This window comes from Paraburkholderia sediminicola, from assembly GCF_046030555.1.
GTDB classification, from domain to species: domain Bacteria; phylum Pseudomonadota; class Gammaproteobacteria; order Burkholderiales; family Burkholderiaceae; genus Paraburkholderia; species Paraburkholderia sediminicola_E.
This window is the reverse complement of the sequence record NZ_JAQQCH010000022.1, coordinates 53,232-68,100: the sequence shown is the minus strand read 5'-3', so window position 1 is coordinate 68,100 and position 14,869 is coordinate 53,232. Positions and strand designations below refer to the sequence as shown.

Sequence of the window (14,869 nt, the reverse complement as noted above, 5' to 3'; positions counted from 1 at the left end):
TCGATTGCAGACATGACTTGACCTCAGGACACTGCGCCGAGACCGTATTTGCCGGTCAACAGCTCGCCAGTCGTAAAGCGTTCAATGGAGTACGGCTTGAGCGGCACGTCCGTCGGCAGGCCCAGCGCTTCCTGCGCAAGTACGCGTCCCACTGTCGGCGAAAGTTTGAAGCCGTGACCGGAAAAACCATAACCAACCACCAGGCCTTCAATGCCGGGCAATTTGCCGAGAACAGGATTCCAGTCCGGCGTCACGTCGTAGACGCCCGTCCACGACGAAGCAATGCCTGCAGTCTCGTATGCCGGGAAGCGCTCGGCGACCTGGGCGCCGACTTCGACGATGTAGTCCATCGGGATGTCGCCTTGCTCCACTTCGTTCGTGTTGAGCTTTTCGCCCACCACGCCTTCACTGACGAGCATCTGGTTACCGCCGTAGCTGCGGTAATAGAGCATCCCCGGCGATGCGAGGTCCTTGAAAACCGGCATCGAGAACGTGTACTTTGCAGCTTCGCATTCGAGCGCCAGTACGGCATGACGTTCGGGTGCGACGGGAAGAGTTTTGCCGGTCCAGCCAGCCAGTTCCGGCGTCCAGATGTTCTGGGTGCTGATGACCATCGACGTGCTGAAGTCGCCAATGCTGGTGGAGACGCCGACGACCTTGCCGTTTTCGATCAGGATCTTGTTGACCGAAGCGTTCTCGCGAATGGTCACGCCGCCGCGGCGTGCTGCACGGGCGAAGCTGGTCGCGACAAGGTAAGCGTCGGCAAAACCGGCCTCGGGCTCGTAGCCGATCAGGGCTGCATCGTCAAACCGCGCGATGGGAAGCAGTTCGCTTGCCTGTTTTGCATCGAGCAGTGCGAGCGGAATGCCTTGCTCCTTCTGCTGATTCAGGGACGCCCGCAGCGGCTCGAGTTTGTCGCCTTCAGCCGCAACAATCATGTAGCCACACTTGACCAGCCCGCACGACGCTTCGTCATCGCCCAGATAGGACGCGAAATTGTTGAAGACGTCCCACGATTTACGCGCCAGCTCGACGTTTTCCTTCACCGAGTAATGGGTGCGCAGAATGCCGGAAGATTGCGACGTGGTTCCGGCCCCAATCGTGCCGCGATCAAGCACGAGGACGTTTTTTGCGCCCAGCTTTGCAAGCTGGAATGCGACTGAACTGCCGATAACGCCTGCCCCAATGACAACCACATCATATGTATTCACGTTCAGCTTCCGTTGAGCAAGGTGTGAATGAAGTGTGATGCGGCAAAAACGAGGGTCCGCAAATATAAGCGGATACGATTTTTAGCAGAAGCGCCTGTCAGGGTGCGGGTACAAACCAGATCACCCGCGGGCCCATCAAACGCTCCGCTCGCCGATCCACTTTTGTTATCGCCCCCTCCAATACACGGATTGTTAGCGCATCGCACCGCTCGTATATTGGCTGAACGAATGCAGAGACAGCACGGACAGCAGAAAATACAACAACTGAAAGGCAAGCCGCCGGGCCTGCCACAGGAGCAAAGCGATGAATCGAATCGATCTGGAGGGGCGTGTTGTCGCCATCACTGGCGGCGCGCGCGGCATTGGTTACGCGGTGGCCCAACGGGCGCTGAACTCGGGCGCGTCGGTTGCCCTATGGGACATCGACGCCGAGCGCCTCGCGCGCAGCGAGCGCGAGCTCGGCGAACTCGGCAAGGTAACGGCCGTCACGGTCGAACTCACGCAGGAAGCCTCGGTTGTTCAAGCGGTGGCACAAACCGTCGCCGCCCACGGCGCGATCGACGTGCTGATTAACTGCGCCGGCATCACCGGCGGCAACGGCACGACGTGGGAGCTGGACCCCGAGGTCTGGCGTCGCGTGATCGACGTGAATCTGATCGGCCCATATCTCACCTGCCGCGCGGTCGTGCCGCAAATGCTCAAGCAAGGCTATGGCCGGATCGTCAATATCGCGTCCGTGGCCGGCAAAGAGGGCAATCCGAATGCCTCGCACTACAGCGCCTCCAAAGCCGGGCTCATCGGTCTGACCAAGTCCCTCGGCAAAGAGCTTGCGACGAAGAACATCCTCGTCAACGCGGTCACGCCCGCAGCGGCCAAAACGGAGATCTTCGATTCGATGTCGCAGGAGCATATCGATTACATGCTCTCGAAGATTCCGATGAACCGGTTCCTGTTGCCGGAAGAAGCGGCGTCGCTGATTCTCTGGCTCTCATCCGAAGATTGCGCGTTCAGCACCGGCTCGGTATTCGACCTGTCCGGCGGCCGCGCTACTTACTGATTTGTCACAGCGTCACCTGAGCCATAGAAGTAGCGGTAGCAGTGAAAAAGGTAAAAAAGCAGGGCGCGACCCGCGATCTCTGCGAAGGAGACAAGATGAATCCGCATTCGCCCGCGTCACTGGAGGCGATCAACAGCAAGGTCATGCGCCGGCTGCTGCCGTTTCTTTTGCTGATGTATGTGCTGGCGTTTCTCGATCGCGCCAACATCGGCTTCGCGCAGAAGGCGTTGCAGCACGATACGGGTTTGTCTAATGTGGCTTTTGCCTTCGGCGCGGGCGTGTTCTTCGTTGGCTATGCATTGTTCGAGGTACCGAGCAATCTGCTGCTGCATCGGGTCGGCGCGCGTGCGTGGATGTGTCGGATCATGGTGACTTGGGGACTTGTCTCGGCGGCGATGTGTCTCGCGCATACACCGACTGCTTTTTACTCACTGCGTTTTCTGCTGGGTGTCGCTGAAGCCGGGTTCTTCCCCGGCGTGATCTATTACCTGACCCACTGGTTTCCGCAGGCAGCGCGAGCTCGCGCGGTGGGTGTGTTTTATTTCGGTGCTCCGCTGGCGTTCATCTTCGGCAGTCCGTTGTCGGGTTCCCTGCTCGAGTTGCATGGCGCAATGGGGTTGGCGGGCTGGCAGTGGCTGTTCCTGATCGAAGGGACGTTGGCCTCGTTAGTTGGCGTGTGGGCGTTCTGGTATCTCGACAATCGCCCTGAAGACGCGCGCTGGCTCGACGCGCAGGAGCGCAGCACCTTGCGCGGCGCGCTCGATGACGATGCGCGCGCCGCATCGGCTCATGGGCCGCGTCACATTCTCGCGGCGCTAGTGGACCGCCGCGTATTGCTGATGTCGGCGATCTATCTGCTGATTCAGATGAGTGTCTACGGCGTGATCTTCTATTTGCCGCAGCAAGTGGCCGCGTTACTCGGCACGACAGTCGGTATGCGCGTGGGCCTTGTCGCCGCTCTGCCGTGGCTGTGTGCGCTGGCCGTGACGTGGTACGTGCCGCGTCGCGCGGATCGAACGGGCGGACACCGACGGTGGGCGGTCGCGCTGCTGGTGCTCGCAGGGCTCGGTATCGGCGCCTCGGGGCTTGCGCATAACCCATCGGTCGGTTTGATCGCGCTGTGCTGCGCGGCCAGCGGTTTCATCGCGGCGCAACCGCTGTTCTGGACATTCCCAACGCGCTACCTCACGGGTGCCGCGGCCGCGGGCGGGATCGCGCTGATCAATTCACTTGGCGGCCTCGGCGGATTTATTGCGCCGAGCCTGCGCATCGCGGCGGAGCGAACGTTTTCGTCGACCTCGGCAGGGCTGCTCGTATTGGGCGTGTCGAGTCTGCTCGCGGCGCTCATGATCGGCACGCTGTTGCGTCGTGACGGCGCACATTCAAGCTGGTCTTTCCAACACTTACTGCACCGCGCCCGTTAGGCGCATTGTCGGATGCACGTTCGACGTATCAACAACGGAGCCCTTTTTTATGGCCATGCCTACTATCCGGCACGTGCGTGCCTTCATCGTCCGCGGTGGCGGTGCGGATTATCACGATCAACCCGACGGACACTGGATCGACGATCACATCTCCACGCCGATGGCGCGTTATCCGGAGTATCGCCAGAGTCGCCAGTCGTTCGGTATCAATGTGCTTGGCACGCTGGTGGTGGAGATCGAAGCAAGTGACGGCACGGTCGGTTTTGCGGTGACGACGGGCGGTGAGATTGGCGCGTTCATCGTCGAGAAACATCTCGCGCGCTTTCTCGAAGGCCAGCTCGTCACTGACATCGAGAAAATGTGGGATCAGATGTATTTCGCGACGCTGTACTACGGCCGCAAAGGCGTGGTGCTGAACACGATCTCGGGCGTCGATCTCGCGTTGTGGGATCTGCTCGCTAAAGTCCGCAAGGAGCCCGTGTACCAACTATTGGGTGGTCCGGTGCGCGATGAACTCGTGTTCTACGCGACCGGCGCGCGTCCCGACCTCGCGAAGGAGATGGGTTTCATCGGTGGCAAATTGCCTTTGCAGCATGGTCCTGCTGAAGGCGAGGCAGGGCTCAGGAAGAATCTGGAGAAGCTTGCCGAGATGCGTAGCCGTGTCGGCGATGACTTCTGGCTAATGTACGACTGCTGGATGAGTCTCGACGTACCGTATGCAACGCGGCTCGCGCAAGCGGCGCATGAATACGGTTTGAAATGGATCGAGGAGTGCCTGCCGCCGGACGACTACTGGGGTTACGCCGAACTGCGGCGCAACGTGCCACGCGGCATGATGGTGTCGACTGGCGAGCATGAAGCGACACGCTGGGGTTTTCGCATGCTGCTGGAGATGCAGTGCTGCGATCTGATTCAGCCGGATGTGGGCTGGTGCGGCGGCATTACCGAACTCATCAAGATCTCCGCACTCGCCGACGCCCACAACGTGATGGTGGTGCCGCACGGTTCGTCGGTGTATAGCTACCACTTCGTCGTCACGCGGCACAACTCGCCGTTCGCCGAGTTTCTGATGATGGCGCCGAAAGCGGATGAAGTGGTGCCGATGTTTACGCCGCTGCTGCTCGATGAACCGGTCCCCGTGAATGGACGGATGAAGGTGCCGGACACGCCGGGGTTCGGTGTGCGGCTCAATCCGGAATGCGCGCTGGTGCGGCCCTATCCGCGCTGAGTGCGTACTGAGTGCGTGCTGAAGGTCGGGTAAGACAAACAGGGTTCTATGCGCAAGACATCGCATCGATCCAGCCAACAGGAGAATGACGTGTTGCTCAAGGACAAGGTTGTGATCGTCACCGGCGGCTCGCGTGGCATTGGCCGCGCGATAGCGGTTGCGTGCGCAACCGAAGGCGCGGATGTGGCGATCAACTACTGGGGCGATAACGACGCATCTTATGGACGCCGTTCGGCCGTCGCCGAAGTGGTCGCTGAAATCGAAGCGTTGGGGCGGCGCGTGATCGCGATCGAAGGCAACGTAGCCGCGCGCGAAACTGGGCAGGAACTGGTTCGCCAAACCGTCGAAGCCTTTGGCAAAGTCGACGTGCTCGCGAGCAATGCCGGTATCTGCCCATTCCACGCTTTTCTCGACATGCCGCCCGACATATTGGAATCGACGGTAGCAGTCAATCTGAACGGTGCGTTCTACGTCACGCAAGCCGCCGCGCAGCAGATGAAAGCGCAGGGCACGGGCGGCGCGATCGTGGCAACGAGTTCGATCAGCGCGCTGGTAGGCGGCGGCATGCAGACGCACTACACGCCGACCAAAGCGGGTGTGCATTCGCTGATGCAGTCGTGCGCGGTTGCATTGGGGCCGTACGGTATTCGCTGCAATTCGGTGATGCCCGGCACCATCGCGACCGACCTGAACGCGGAAGATCTCGCCGACGAAGCGAAGAAAGCTTACTTCGAAAAGCGCATTCCACTGGGCAGATTGGGCCGCCCGGAGGACGTCGCCGATTGCGTGGTATTCCTTGCTTCCGATCGCGCGCGCTATGTCACTGGCGCCGCGCTGCTGGTGGATGGCGGTCTGTTCGTCAACTTGCAATAACGCGCGATGCCGACGTCACGATGGTGCCATCAACTCACCGGTGCGGATACGATCACGGGCGCAGCCACTGTGGCGGCGGAATCGTCGCGCGCGAGCTTGCGCGAGAAGCCACGCAGCAAATCGATAAAGCGCAGCGCCGGTTCGGCGAGGGGTTCTTCCTTGCGCGTGAGAATGCCGAAGCCGGCGAGGCTCTTGCCGATTTCAAGCGGCAGCGCGACCAGCAGCTTGCCGCGCACATGATCGCGCACGACCGACTCGGGCAGCATGGCCACGGCGTCGTAGTTCTCGAGCAATTGCAGTGTGGCGAAGATCGACGCGCATTCGGTCAGGTTGACGGGTGTCGCAAGTCCCGCACGCGCGAGCTCTTCTTCGAACAGCACGCGCGCCGGACTGGTCACCGGTTGTGCCACCCATGGCCAGTCGATCAGCTCCCGCAATGTGATGCGCGAGCGCTGCGCCAGCGGATGCACCGAACGCACGACCAGCAGCAAAGTTTCGCGGGCGAGCGGCTCGAAACTGAAATCGTTGTGTTGCAACGGACTGGTCAGGCGTCCAAGTGCCAGATCGACTTCGCGGCGGTGCAGCAATTGCACGACCTGGTCGCTGGTTTCGCCAAGAATACGCACGTTGAGCAAAGGGCTTTCGGTTTTAAGGGCCGCTACCGCCATGGCCAACAGATCGGGCGCGGCGCCCATGATGGCGCCAACGGTCAACTGTCCGTGCCCGCCGCGGCGTTTGACGTCGAGGTCTTCGGCAAAACGGGTCAACTCGGCGAGTGCGCGCCGCGCATACGCCAGCGTGACCACGCCGAGTGGCGTGGGCGTCATGCCGCGCGCGTTGCGCTCGAACAGCAGGAAGCCGAACGCTTCCTCGATATCGCCGAGCATGCGGCTCGCGCTGGGTTGCGCGACGTTGATCGCCTCGGCCGCTTGATGGAGATTGCGCGCGTCGTCGAGCGCGACGAGCAGCGCGAGGTGCTTGAACTTGAGCCGATTGACGAGTGCGATGGCAGCTGAGTGTTGGCTCATGGTTCCGGTGCGATTCGGTTTGTGGATCGCCCAATCCCAACAACGGATTGAGATGCTATCGACGCAGGAATTATAGTCGTATCAGAACGCTTCTACGCTTGAACGGAAAAGCGCCCCGATACGACGGGAGACAGGCCGCAATGGAAACAATCGCTTTCCGGATGGTGCTCAACCCCGGCATGCGCGAGGAATACGAACGACGTCACGCGCAAATCTGGCCCGAGCTGGTTGATGCATTGCACAACGCCGGTGTGCGTGACTACCGGATTTTCTTCGACGCGGGCACGGACCACCTTTTCGCTATTCTGACGCGCGCCACGAATCACACGATGAATGCGTTGCCGCAACTCGATGTGATGCGCAAATGGTGGGATTACATGGCCGACATCATGCAGACCGCCCCAGATCATATGCCGTCTCAGCAGCCACTCGAGCCGGTCTTTCATCTGAATTCGCTTAGCTGACGTTGCTGACTGCCAGGCCCAATGGGCGGAGGGTATCGCATGCAGGTTGTCGATTCGCATATTCATCTGTGGGATCTGAAGACGCATCGCTATCCGTGGCTGGAAAACCCGGGCGTGTCGTTTGTAGGGGACGCGCGTGACCTGAAGCACGACTATCTGCTCGACGATCTGCTCGGCGAGGCGGGCGATATCGAGGTGCTGAAACTGGTTCACGTGGAAGCGAATCACGATCCCGCCGATCCGGTCGAGGAAACCCGCTGGTTGCAATCGGTTGCGGATCATCCGGCGTCGCGCGGCATGCCGAACGCGATTGTCGCCGCCGTGGATCTGTCCGCGGCAAACGCGCCGGCATTGCTTGAAGCGCACGCGTCGTTCGCCAATACGCGTGGCATCAGGCAGATCCTGAATGTGCACGAGAACAGGCTGTTCGATTACGTCGGCCGTCATGTCATGCGCGAGCCGCAGTGGCGCGAACATTTTGCTTTGCTGCGCCGTTACGACATGTCGTTCGATCTGCAACTGTATCCGTCGCAGATGGAAGAGGCGGCTGCATTGGCGCGCGCGCATAGCGATACGATTTTTATCGTCAACCATGCGGGCATGTTCGTGGATCGCAGTAGCGTCGCCGGTTATCGCGCGTGGCGTGATGGAATGCGAACGCTCGCGGGTTGCGGGAATGTCGCGGTGAAAATCAGCGGACTCGCCATGTTCGACCATCAGTGGACGATCGAAAGCCTGCGGCCTTACGTGCTTGAAACGATCGATACGTTCGGCGTAGAGCGCGCGATGTTCGCGTCGAACTTCCCGGTCGACCGGTTGTTCGGCTCCTACCAGGATTTGTGGCGCGCGTACGCAGCGATTGTCGACGGCGCGAGCGTTGCTGAAAGAGAAGCACTGTTTTGCCGTAACGCCGAGCGCTTTTATCGTATCTGACGTACCGCATCTGACGCATTCCCAAAAGCGAAGAAGAAGGAGACACGTAGTGCCGCAATCCCCATCCGCTGTGCCCAGACTCGAATTACGGCACGCGAGCAAATCATTCGGCCGGGTCCGCGCGTTATCCGACGGCGATCTCGCGTTGTGGCCGGGCGAAGTGCATGCACTGCTCGGCGAAAACGGCGCGGGCAAATCGACGGTCGTGAAGATTCTCGCGGGCGTACACCAACCGGATACCGGCGAGCTGCTGGTTGACGGCGTGGCGCGCGGATTCGCGACACCGGCTGAGGCGCGCGACGCGGGCCTCGCGGTGATCTATCAGGAGCCGACGCTGTTTTTCGATCTCTCGATCGCTGAAAACATTTTCATGGGGCGGCAGCCGGTTGACCGGATTGGCCGCATTCAGTACGACGCCATGCGCCGCGAGGTGGACGGTTTGCTGGCTTCGCTCGGGGTGGATCTGCGTGCGGATCAACTCGTGCGTGGTTTGTCGATTGCCGACCAGCAGGTGATCGAAATTGCGAAGGCGTTGTCGTTGAACGCGAACGTATTGATCATGGACGAGCCAACCGCCGCCTTGTCGCTGCCCGAAGTGGAGCGGCTCTTTGCGATCGTGCGCAAGCTGCGCGAACGCGATGTGGCGATACTGTTCATCACGCACCGGCTGGATGAAGTGTTCACGCTGACGCAACGCGTGACGATCATGCGCGATGGCGCGAAGGTGTTCGACGGGCTCACCGCCGATCTCACCACCGAATCCATCGTCGCGAAGATGGTGGGCCGCGATCTGGAGACGTTCTATCCGAAAGCCGACCGGCCAGCGGGCGAAGTGCGTCTGTCGGTGCGTGGCCTGACGCGCGTGGGCGTCTTCAAGGACATTTCCTTCGACGTCCGCGCAGGCGAGATCGTCGCGCTGGCGGGTCTGGTGGGGGCGGGGCGCAGCGAAGTGGCGCGCGCGATCTTCGGCATCGATCCGCTCGACTCGGGCGAAATTTTGATTGGCGGCAAGCGCCTTGCTGCGGGCAGTCCGGCTGCAGCCGTGCGTGCCGGCCTTGCGCTGGTGCCGGAGGATCGTCGCCAGCAAGGACTGGCACTGGAATTGAGCATCGCGCGTAATGCGTCGATGACGGTGCTCGGACGTCTCGTCAAATATGGCCTGATTTCCACCCGCAGCGAAACGCAACTGGCCAATCAGTGGGGCACGCGTTTGCGTCTCAAAGCGGGGGACCCGAACGCGCCGGTCGGCACACTTTCCGGCGGCAATCAGCAAAAGGTCGTGTTGGGCAAGTGGCTCGCGACCAACCCGAAGGTCCTGATCATCGACGAACCCACGCGCGGCATCGACGTCGGCGCCAAGGCCGAGGTGTATGGCGCGCTCGCGGAGCTGGTGCGTGACGGCATGGCCGTGCTGATGATATCGAGCGAACTGCCGGAAGTACTCGGCATGGCTGATCGCGTACTGGTCATGCACGAGGGGCGTATCAGCGCGGATATCGCGCGCGCCGAAGCCGACGAAGAACGCATTATGGGTGCCGCACTCGGCCAACCGATCCCACCGTTGGGGCATGCGGCATGATGCGCCATTCTTCAACCCATCCCGCGCCCGTTCAGGCACCCGCCCCGAAGCGTTCCGGCAGCGCGCCAGGCGGTTTCATCGCAAGCATTGCGAAGAGCCGCGAGACGACGCTCTTCGTCGTGCTGATTCTGCTGATCGTGGGCACAGGCCTCGCGAAGCCGCAGTTTCTGAATCTGCAGAATCTGCGTGACGTGCTGCTGAATGTGTCGATTATCAGCTTGCTGACAGCCGGCATGACCGTGGTGATCCTGATGCGGCATATCGATCTGTCGGTGGGGTCGACGGTCGGTATCAGCGCCTATGCGGTCGGCAGCCTGTACGTTGCGTTTCCGCAGATGCCGGCGATCGTCGCATTGCTGGCCGGACTGGCGATCGGTCTGGTGGCGGGCGGCATCAATGCGTTGCTCGTTGCAGTGGGGCGCGTGCCGTCACTAGTGGCGACACTTTCCACGCTCTACATCTTCCGAGGCGCGGACTATGCGTGGGTACACGGCGGTCAGATCAATGCGACCAGTTTGCCCGATGCATTTTCCCGTCTTGCTACCGGCACATTCTTCGGCATACCGACGCTCGCGCTCATCGCGATCGTCGTGCTGGCCGCTCTGGCTGTCTATCTGAAGCAGTTTCGCGGCGGACGCGAACACTACGCGATCGGTTCGAATCCCGAGGCGGCACGGCTTGCCGGCGTGAACGTCGAGCGTCGTGTGATGGCGGGCTTTCTGCTGTCCGGCGCGATTGCCGGTTTCGCGGGTGCATTGTGGCTCGCGCGTTTCGGCACCGTCGATGCCAGTACCGCGAAGGGCATCGAATTGCAGGTCGTTGCCGCCGCCGTGGTGGGCAGCGTCGCGATCACGGGAGGGGTGGGCACCATTCTCGGCGCCACGCTCGGCGCGCTCGTGCTGGGCGTGATCAGCATCGCGCTGGTCGTGCTGCACGTCTCGCCGTTCTGGGAACAGGCGATCCAGGGCGCGCTGATCGTCGCTGCGATTACCGCCGATACCTTGCTGGCCCGCTCTGTCGCCAAACGCATGATGAGGAAACGCGATCATGGCTAAACCCGATTCCGCGCTGCTCACGCGCAAACGCGAAACGCCGCTGCAATGGGAGGTGTTGCTGGTTGTTGTGCTGGCGCTGTCGCTCGGGCTCGGGCGCTGGTTGTCGCCGGTGTTTCTCACCAGCGCGAATGTCAGCAATATCCTCGCCGATCTGACCGAGATTGCGTTGATGGCGCTGCCCATGACCTTGATTATCGTCGCCGCGGAAATCGATCTTTCTGTGGCGTCGGTGTTGGGCGCGTCGAGTGCGCTGATGGGCGTCCTGTGGCACATGGGCTTGCCGATGCCGGTCGTGATCGTACTGGTATTGATTGCCGGTGCACTGGCGGGCTTGCTGAACGGCCTGGTAATCGTGAAGCTCAATCTGCCGTCGCTCGCGGTCACCATCGGCACGCTGGCGCTGTTTCGCGGCCTCGCGTATGTGCTGCTCGGTGACCAGGCGGTCGCGGATTTTCCGGCGGGCTATACGGCGTTCGGCATGGATACGCTCGGCTCGACGTTCATTCCGTTGCCGTTTGCGATCGTGATCGTCGGCGCGGTGGTGTTTACCGTGCTGCTGCAGTCCACGGCGTTCGGCCGCAGTCTCTACGCAATCGGGGCCAATCCTACCGCCGCGGCTTTCTCCGGTATTGAGGTGGCGAAGATCCGGTTGCGCCTATTCGTGCTGTCCGGCGCGATGAGCGCACTGGCGGGCATCGTCTATACGTTGCGGTTTACCAGCGCACGCGGCGACAACGGCGAAGGTTTCGAATTGTCGGTAATCGCGGCGGTGCTGTTCGGCGGGGTGAGTATTTTCGGCGGACGCGGCTCGATGTTCGGTGTCCTGCTGTCGCTGCTGATTATCGGTGTGCTGAAAAATGCGTTGACGCTTGATGATGTCTCGAGCGAAACACTCACGATCGTCACCGGCGTGCTGCTGCTGGCGTCCGTGCTGATTCCCAATCTGGTTGCCCGCTGGCGGGCGGCGCGTGACCGGCGTTTCATTGCGAAGTCCGCTTCTTCTTTATGAGGTTCTCTTTAAACCGGCTCCAAAAGAAATACTAAATACCAAATACCGACAACCCGGACAGCATGTCGTCCAACAACAAAGCAGGAGACGCCTTATGTTCAATCCTCTACGTCACACCGGCAAGACGGCGCTATGCATTGCGTTAGTCGCGATCAGTTGCGCCGCGTCCGCGGCCGGCTTGAAAAGCGGTCTGAAGATTGCTTTCGTGCCGAAGCAGATCAACAACCCCTATGAAGTGATTGCCGACGATGGCGGCATGGCCGCAATCAAGGAATTCGGCGGCGTGGGCAAGGTCGTTGGGCCCTCGGATGCCGGCGCGTCCTCGCAAGTGCAATACATCAACACGTTGATCACGCAGCGGCAGGACGCGATCGTCATCGCGGCCAACGACGCGAACGCGGTCGTACCGTATCTGAAGAAAGCGATGTCACAAGGCATCAAGGTCGTGACTTTCGACTCGGACACGGCGCCTGAAGGCCGCCAGCTCTTCGTGAATCAGGCAAATGCGGAAGGTATCGGCCGAGGTCAGATTCAGCTTGTGGCAAAGCTGATGGGAGGGGAGGGCGAGTTCGCGGTGCTGTCGGCGACGCCTAACGCGACCAATCAGAATACGTGGATCAAGTGGATGCAGGAGGAGTTGAAGAAGCCCGAGTACGCGAAGATCAAGCTCGTGAAGATCGCGTACGGCAACGACGACGACCAGAAGTCGTTCGTCGAAACGCAAGGCTTGCTGCAGGCCTATCCGAATCTGAAAGCGATCGTCGCGCCGACTACGGTTGGCATTGCGGCGGCGGCGCGTTATATCTCGTCGTCGTCAAGCAAGGGCAAAGTGCAGGTGACCGGATTGGGTACGCCGAACCAGATGCGCGCGTTCGTCAAGAACGGGACGGTTAAAGCGTTCCAGCTCTGGGATCCGAATCAGCTTGGATACCTGGCGGCTTATGCAGCGGCGGCACTGTCCTCGGGGACGATCACCGGCAAGGAAGGCGAGTCGTTTGATGCCGGCAAGCTCGGCAAGCGCACGATCGGACCGCAAGGCGAAATCATTCTCGGACCGCCGACCACGTTCGATGCGAGCAATATCGACAACTTCAATTTCTAACCAGCGAGCTTCACGCCGCGCCGGCGCGCGGCGTGAGGCAGACAGCAATCATCGTACTCAGATCTGCCGCGTGGTCTGGCATTCAGTGTGGTACGGGATATGCATACCGGCCGATCAAGCCAAAAGCCGCTGCGTATACGTGCAGGAGGCTTCGGCGCGAATTTAAGGACCTATACTAAGAATCGGTAAATCGACCGTGGGCGTAGTGGGCCCACACTGCTATCTTGAACGGGAGCCGTTCGGACAGCGGGTAATCATTGATCGAATTTGACGGTCACGGTTTTCAGCGAGGACGGAGGCGAGCAGTCAGAACGGATGCCGTACACGCAGACAAATCCCTGTTTGGAGGTGCATGATGATCGATGTGACGTGGCTTGTTGTGGCTGACGGAGGCCGTGCGCGTGTTTTCCAGGCGCCGGGACTCACGCTCGACTTGCAAGAAAAAGAAAGTCTCATCAACACTGAATATACCGGCACGATGCTGACGGAGAAGGACCGCGAGAAATTCGCAAAGCGCGTTGCCACTTATGTGGAAGACGGCCGGCTCCATCAACTCTACTCCCGGCTGAGACTCGCCATCGAGCCAAAATTTCTCGGCATGGTCAAAGCGAATCTCAGCGAGGAAACCCGTCGCTTGATATTCGAGCAGGTTAGCGAGGATCTGTCGACGCTCAACACCCGGCAGATTGAAGCGCACCTGCAGCGACACTGATCGCTGCCCTCGCTACTTTCACTGCCATAGCGTACTCACAGGTGAATCCGACCTTGCCGTCGATCCTGCTCGCGCAAGTCTTACACACTGGTTTCGGCGCTACCGGGTTCCTCGGTATCACGGAACCAGACTTCCGCGTGAGACCGCTCGACCACCCAGGAGCGAGACTGCGGCGTGTTGAACTCACGATCGACGAAGCGGCGTCCCCATTCGATCCCGTCTCTCACTGCCTCCTCTTCGGTTAGCCACTCGGGTTGGACGGTCATGGGACGAATATCGACGACTGTGCGAGCACCGTGACTCACACTCACACTTGCGATCCAGGCGCCAAGCTTGTTACGTTCAGGGCGCACGGCGATCTCAAACTCGCCGTAAGAAACAGTGCTGGCTGGCATCGTTTTCTCCTTTGCAGCGTTCATGATTGATATCTGTCCGCAATCCAGCGTACATGCTTCTCTCAAGCACCATCATGCCGCAATTCCAGCGTTCCGACACCCGGATATCGAGGTTGAATGGCAAACCGATAGACGTATTTGTCCAATAGCTAGCATCGGAGAAACCCATGTTCACAGGGTCATGACTTGCTCATAGACTTCAATAGGGAAGAATCTCGGGACTTCATTTCATCACGTGGTGGGAGGTTTCATGGCACAAAATGAATTTCCATATCGACGGTTTCTGATCTCCGCATCGATCTCAGCGCTGCAAGGTAACCGGGGGATCGTCACGGTGGATGTCACGACCTCAGATTCGGAGCGCATCGCCGATCTCGGAACGGAACGCTTTCTTCACGTGGAGCGCTGGGTGGAAAGAAATGATCCCGCTTTCCTTCAGGTCGTTGTGGATGAGTGCAAGGTCACTATCGACCATTACGCAGACAACGTTGACGATAGTTGATTCCGCCGTATTCCGTATCCCGTATCCCGTATCCCGTATCCCGTATCCCGTATCCCGTATCTCGCATGAGAGGTTGCAAATGCAGGAATTCGATTTCTACCTCAACCTGAAGAAACCGACACTCGGGCTCTATGTGCGTAAGGGAGCCGGCCTTCCCGACCTCGTCGACACAAGTCAGTGGCAGTTCGACGGACATGTGTGGCAAAGCGAGCTCACGCCGGACATCCTGAAGGGGCTTGAGGCCAATGGCCATGCATTTCAGGAGTTGGGTGCGTGACTTTGATGTAACGGCGGGTG

The 14,869-nt window shown here is 60.2% G+C and carries 16 protein-coding genes; 13 read left to right on the top strand and 3 right to left on the bottom strand.

Annotated elements, in window-relative coordinates; translation table 11 throughout:
- Positions 1–23: 23 nt before the first annotated feature.
- Complete coding sequence (locus PQQ52_RS26670; RefSeq protein WP_408218015.1) at positions 24–1,211, bottom strand: NAD(P)/FAD-dependent oxidoreductase; 1,188 nt, start codon at positions 1,209–1,211, stop codon at positions 24–26.
- A 304-nt stretch (positions 1,212–1,515) separates the two neighbouring features.
- Here PQQ52_RS26670 and PQQ52_RS26665 point away from each other — a divergent pair, with 304 nt between their 5' ends.
- The 4 genes from PQQ52_RS26665 (at position 1,516) to lra1 (ending at position 5,793) form a co-directional block, all read left to right on the top strand.
- Positions 1,516–2,268: an SDR family NAD(P)-dependent oxidoreductase gene (locus PQQ52_RS26665; RefSeq protein WP_408218012.1), complete on the top strand. Its 753-nt coding sequence runs from the start codon at positions 1,516–1,518 to the stop codon at positions 2,266–2,268.
- 95 nt (positions 2,269–2,363) lie between these two features.
- On the top strand, positions 2,364–3,692 hold the full coding sequence (locus PQQ52_RS26660) for an MFS transporter (RefSeq protein WP_408218009.1): 1,329 nt from the start codon (positions 2,364–2,366) through the stop codon (positions 3,690–3,692).
- Between the two features lie 49 nt (positions 3,693–3,741).
- On the top strand, positions 3,742–4,920 hold the full coding sequence (gene rhmD / locus PQQ52_RS26655; protein ID WP_408218006.1) for an L-rhamnonate dehydratase: 1,179 nt from the start codon (positions 3,742–3,744) through the stop codon (positions 4,918–4,920).
- A gap of 90 nt (positions 4,921–5,010) precedes the next feature.
- Positions 5,011–5,793 carry an L-rhamnose 1-dehydrogenase Lra1 gene (gene lra1, locus PQQ52_RS26650; protein ID WP_408218003.1) on the top strand — a complete coding sequence of 261 codons (783 nt, stop codon included), beginning with the start codon at positions 5,011–5,013 and terminating at the stop codon, positions 5,791–5,793.
- Between the two features lie 29 nt (positions 5,794–5,822).
- Here lra1 and PQQ52_RS26645 read toward each other — a convergent pair whose 3' ends face one another.
- On the bottom strand, positions 5,823–6,821 hold the full coding sequence (locus PQQ52_RS26645) for a LysR family transcriptional regulator (protein ID WP_408218001.1): 999 nt from the start codon (positions 6,819–6,821) through the stop codon (positions 5,823–5,825).
- Between the two features lie 140 nt (positions 6,822–6,961).
- Between PQQ52_RS26645 and rhaM the strand changes: the two genes are divergently transcribed.
- From rhaM to PQQ52_RS26610, 7 genes are all read left to right on the top strand, one after another.
- Positions 6,962–7,285, top strand: a complete 324-nt coding sequence (gene rhaM / locus PQQ52_RS26640) for an L-rhamnose mutarotase (protein ID WP_408217998.1) — start codon at positions 6,962–6,964, stop codon at positions 7,283–7,285.
- A gap of 39 nt (positions 7,286–7,324) precedes the next feature.
- A complete protein-coding gene (locus PQQ52_RS26635; RefSeq protein ID WP_408217995.1) occupies positions 7,325–8,218 on the top strand; it encodes an amidohydrolase family protein in 894 nt (297 codons plus the stop codon).
- 49 nt (positions 8,219–8,267) lie between these two features.
- Positions 8,268–9,797, top strand: a complete 1,530-nt coding sequence (locus PQQ52_RS26630; RefSeq protein WP_408217992.1) for a sugar ABC transporter ATP-binding protein — start codon at positions 8,268–8,270, stop codon at positions 9,795–9,797.
- Positions 9,794–10,852: an ABC transporter permease gene (locus PQQ52_RS26625; protein ID WP_408217989.1), complete on the top strand. Its 1,059-nt coding sequence runs from the start codon at positions 9,794–9,796 to the stop codon at positions 10,850–10,852. Before PQQ52_RS26630 ends, PQQ52_RS26625 begins: the two co-directional genes overlap by 4 nt.
- Positions 10,845–11,861, top strand: a complete 1,017-nt coding sequence (locus PQQ52_RS26620) for an ABC transporter permease (RefSeq protein ID WP_408217986.1) — start codon at positions 10,845–10,847, stop codon at positions 11,859–11,861. The genes PQQ52_RS26625 and PQQ52_RS26620 overlap by 8 nt, the downstream gene beginning before the upstream one ends.
- Before the next feature lie 94 nt (positions 11,862–11,955).
- Positions 11,956–12,963 carry a rhamnose ABC transporter substrate-binding protein gene (rhaS, locus tag PQQ52_RS26615; RefSeq protein WP_408217983.1) on the top strand — a complete coding sequence of 336 codons (1,008 nt, stop codon included), beginning with the start codon at positions 11,956–11,958 and terminating at the stop codon, positions 12,961–12,963.
- A gap of 352 nt (positions 12,964–13,315) precedes the next feature.
- A complete protein-coding gene (locus PQQ52_RS26610; protein WP_408217980.1) occupies positions 13,316–13,675 on the top strand; it encodes a host attachment protein in 360 nt (119 codons plus the stop codon).
- A gap of 80 nt (positions 13,676–13,755) precedes the next feature.
- Here the strand turns inward: PQQ52_RS26610 and PQQ52_RS26605 are convergent, their stop codons facing one another.
- Positions 13,756–14,094, bottom strand: a complete 339-nt coding sequence (locus PQQ52_RS26605; RefSeq protein ID WP_408217977.1) for a DUF6566 family protein — start codon at positions 14,092–14,094, stop codon at positions 13,756–13,758.
- A gap of 226 nt (positions 14,095–14,320) precedes the next feature.
- Between PQQ52_RS26605 and PQQ52_RS26600 the strand changes: the two genes are divergently transcribed.
- The gene (locus PQQ52_RS26600; protein ID WP_408217974.1) at positions 14,321–14,572 is read left to right on the top strand and encodes a hypothetical protein; all 252 of its coding nucleotides are present in this window, start codon (positions 14,321–14,323) and stop codon (positions 14,570–14,572) included.
- 79 nt (positions 14,573–14,651) lie between these two features.
- Positions 14,652–14,849, top strand: coding sequence for a hypothetical protein (locus PQQ52_RS26595; RefSeq protein WP_408217971.1), 198 nt, complete (start codon positions 14,652–14,654; stop codon positions 14,847–14,849).
- The last annotated feature ends 20 nt before the right edge of the window (positions 14,850–14,869 follow it).

Coding starts and splice junctions, on each gene's coding strand:
- PQQ52_RS26610 (WP_408217980.1), top strand. CDS start 13,316: ATGATGATCGATGTGACGTGGCTTGTTGTGGCTGACGGAGGCCGTGCG.
- PQQ52_RS26605 (WP_408217977.1), bottom strand. CDS start 14,094: ATGAACGCTGCAAAGGAGAAAACGATGCCAGCCAGCACTGTTTCTTAC.
- PQQ52_RS26635 (WP_408217995.1), top strand. CDS start 7,325: ATGCAGGTTGTCGATTCGCATATTCATCTGTGGGATCTGAAGACGCAT.
- rhaM (WP_408217998.1), top strand. CDS start 6,962: ATGGAAACAATCGCTTTCCGGATGGTGCTCAACCCCGGCATGCGCGAG.
- rhaS (WP_408217983.1), top strand. CDS start 11,956: ATGTTCAATCCTCTACGTCACACCGGCAAGACGGCGCTATGCATTGCG.
- rhmD (WP_408218006.1), top strand. CDS start 3,742: ATGGCCATGCCTACTATCCGGCACGTGCGTGCCTTCATCGTCCGCGGT.
- PQQ52_RS26600 (WP_408217974.1), top strand. CDS start 14,321: ATGGCACAAAATGAATTTCCATATCGACGGTTTCTGATCTCCGCATCG.
- PQQ52_RS26625 (WP_408217989.1), top strand. CDS start 9,794: ATGATGCGCCATTCTTCAACCCATCCCGCGCCCGTTCAGGCACCCGCC.
- PQQ52_RS26645 (WP_408218001.1), bottom strand. CDS start 6,821: ATGAGCCAACACTCAGCTGCCATCGCACTCGTCAATCGGCTCAAGTTC.
- PQQ52_RS26620 (WP_408217986.1), top strand. CDS start 10,845: ATGGCTAAACCCGATTCCGCGCTGCTCACGCGCAAACGCGAAACGCCG.
- PQQ52_RS26665 (WP_408218012.1), top strand. CDS start 1,516: ATGAATCGAATCGATCTGGAGGGGCGTGTTGTCGCCATCACTGGCGGC.
- PQQ52_RS26660 (WP_408218009.1), top strand. CDS start 2,364: ATGAATCCGCATTCGCCCGCGTCACTGGAGGCGATCAACAGCAAGGTC.
- PQQ52_RS26595 (WP_408217971.1), top strand. CDS start 14,652: ATGCAGGAATTCGATTTCTACCTCAACCTGAAGAAACCGACACTCGGG.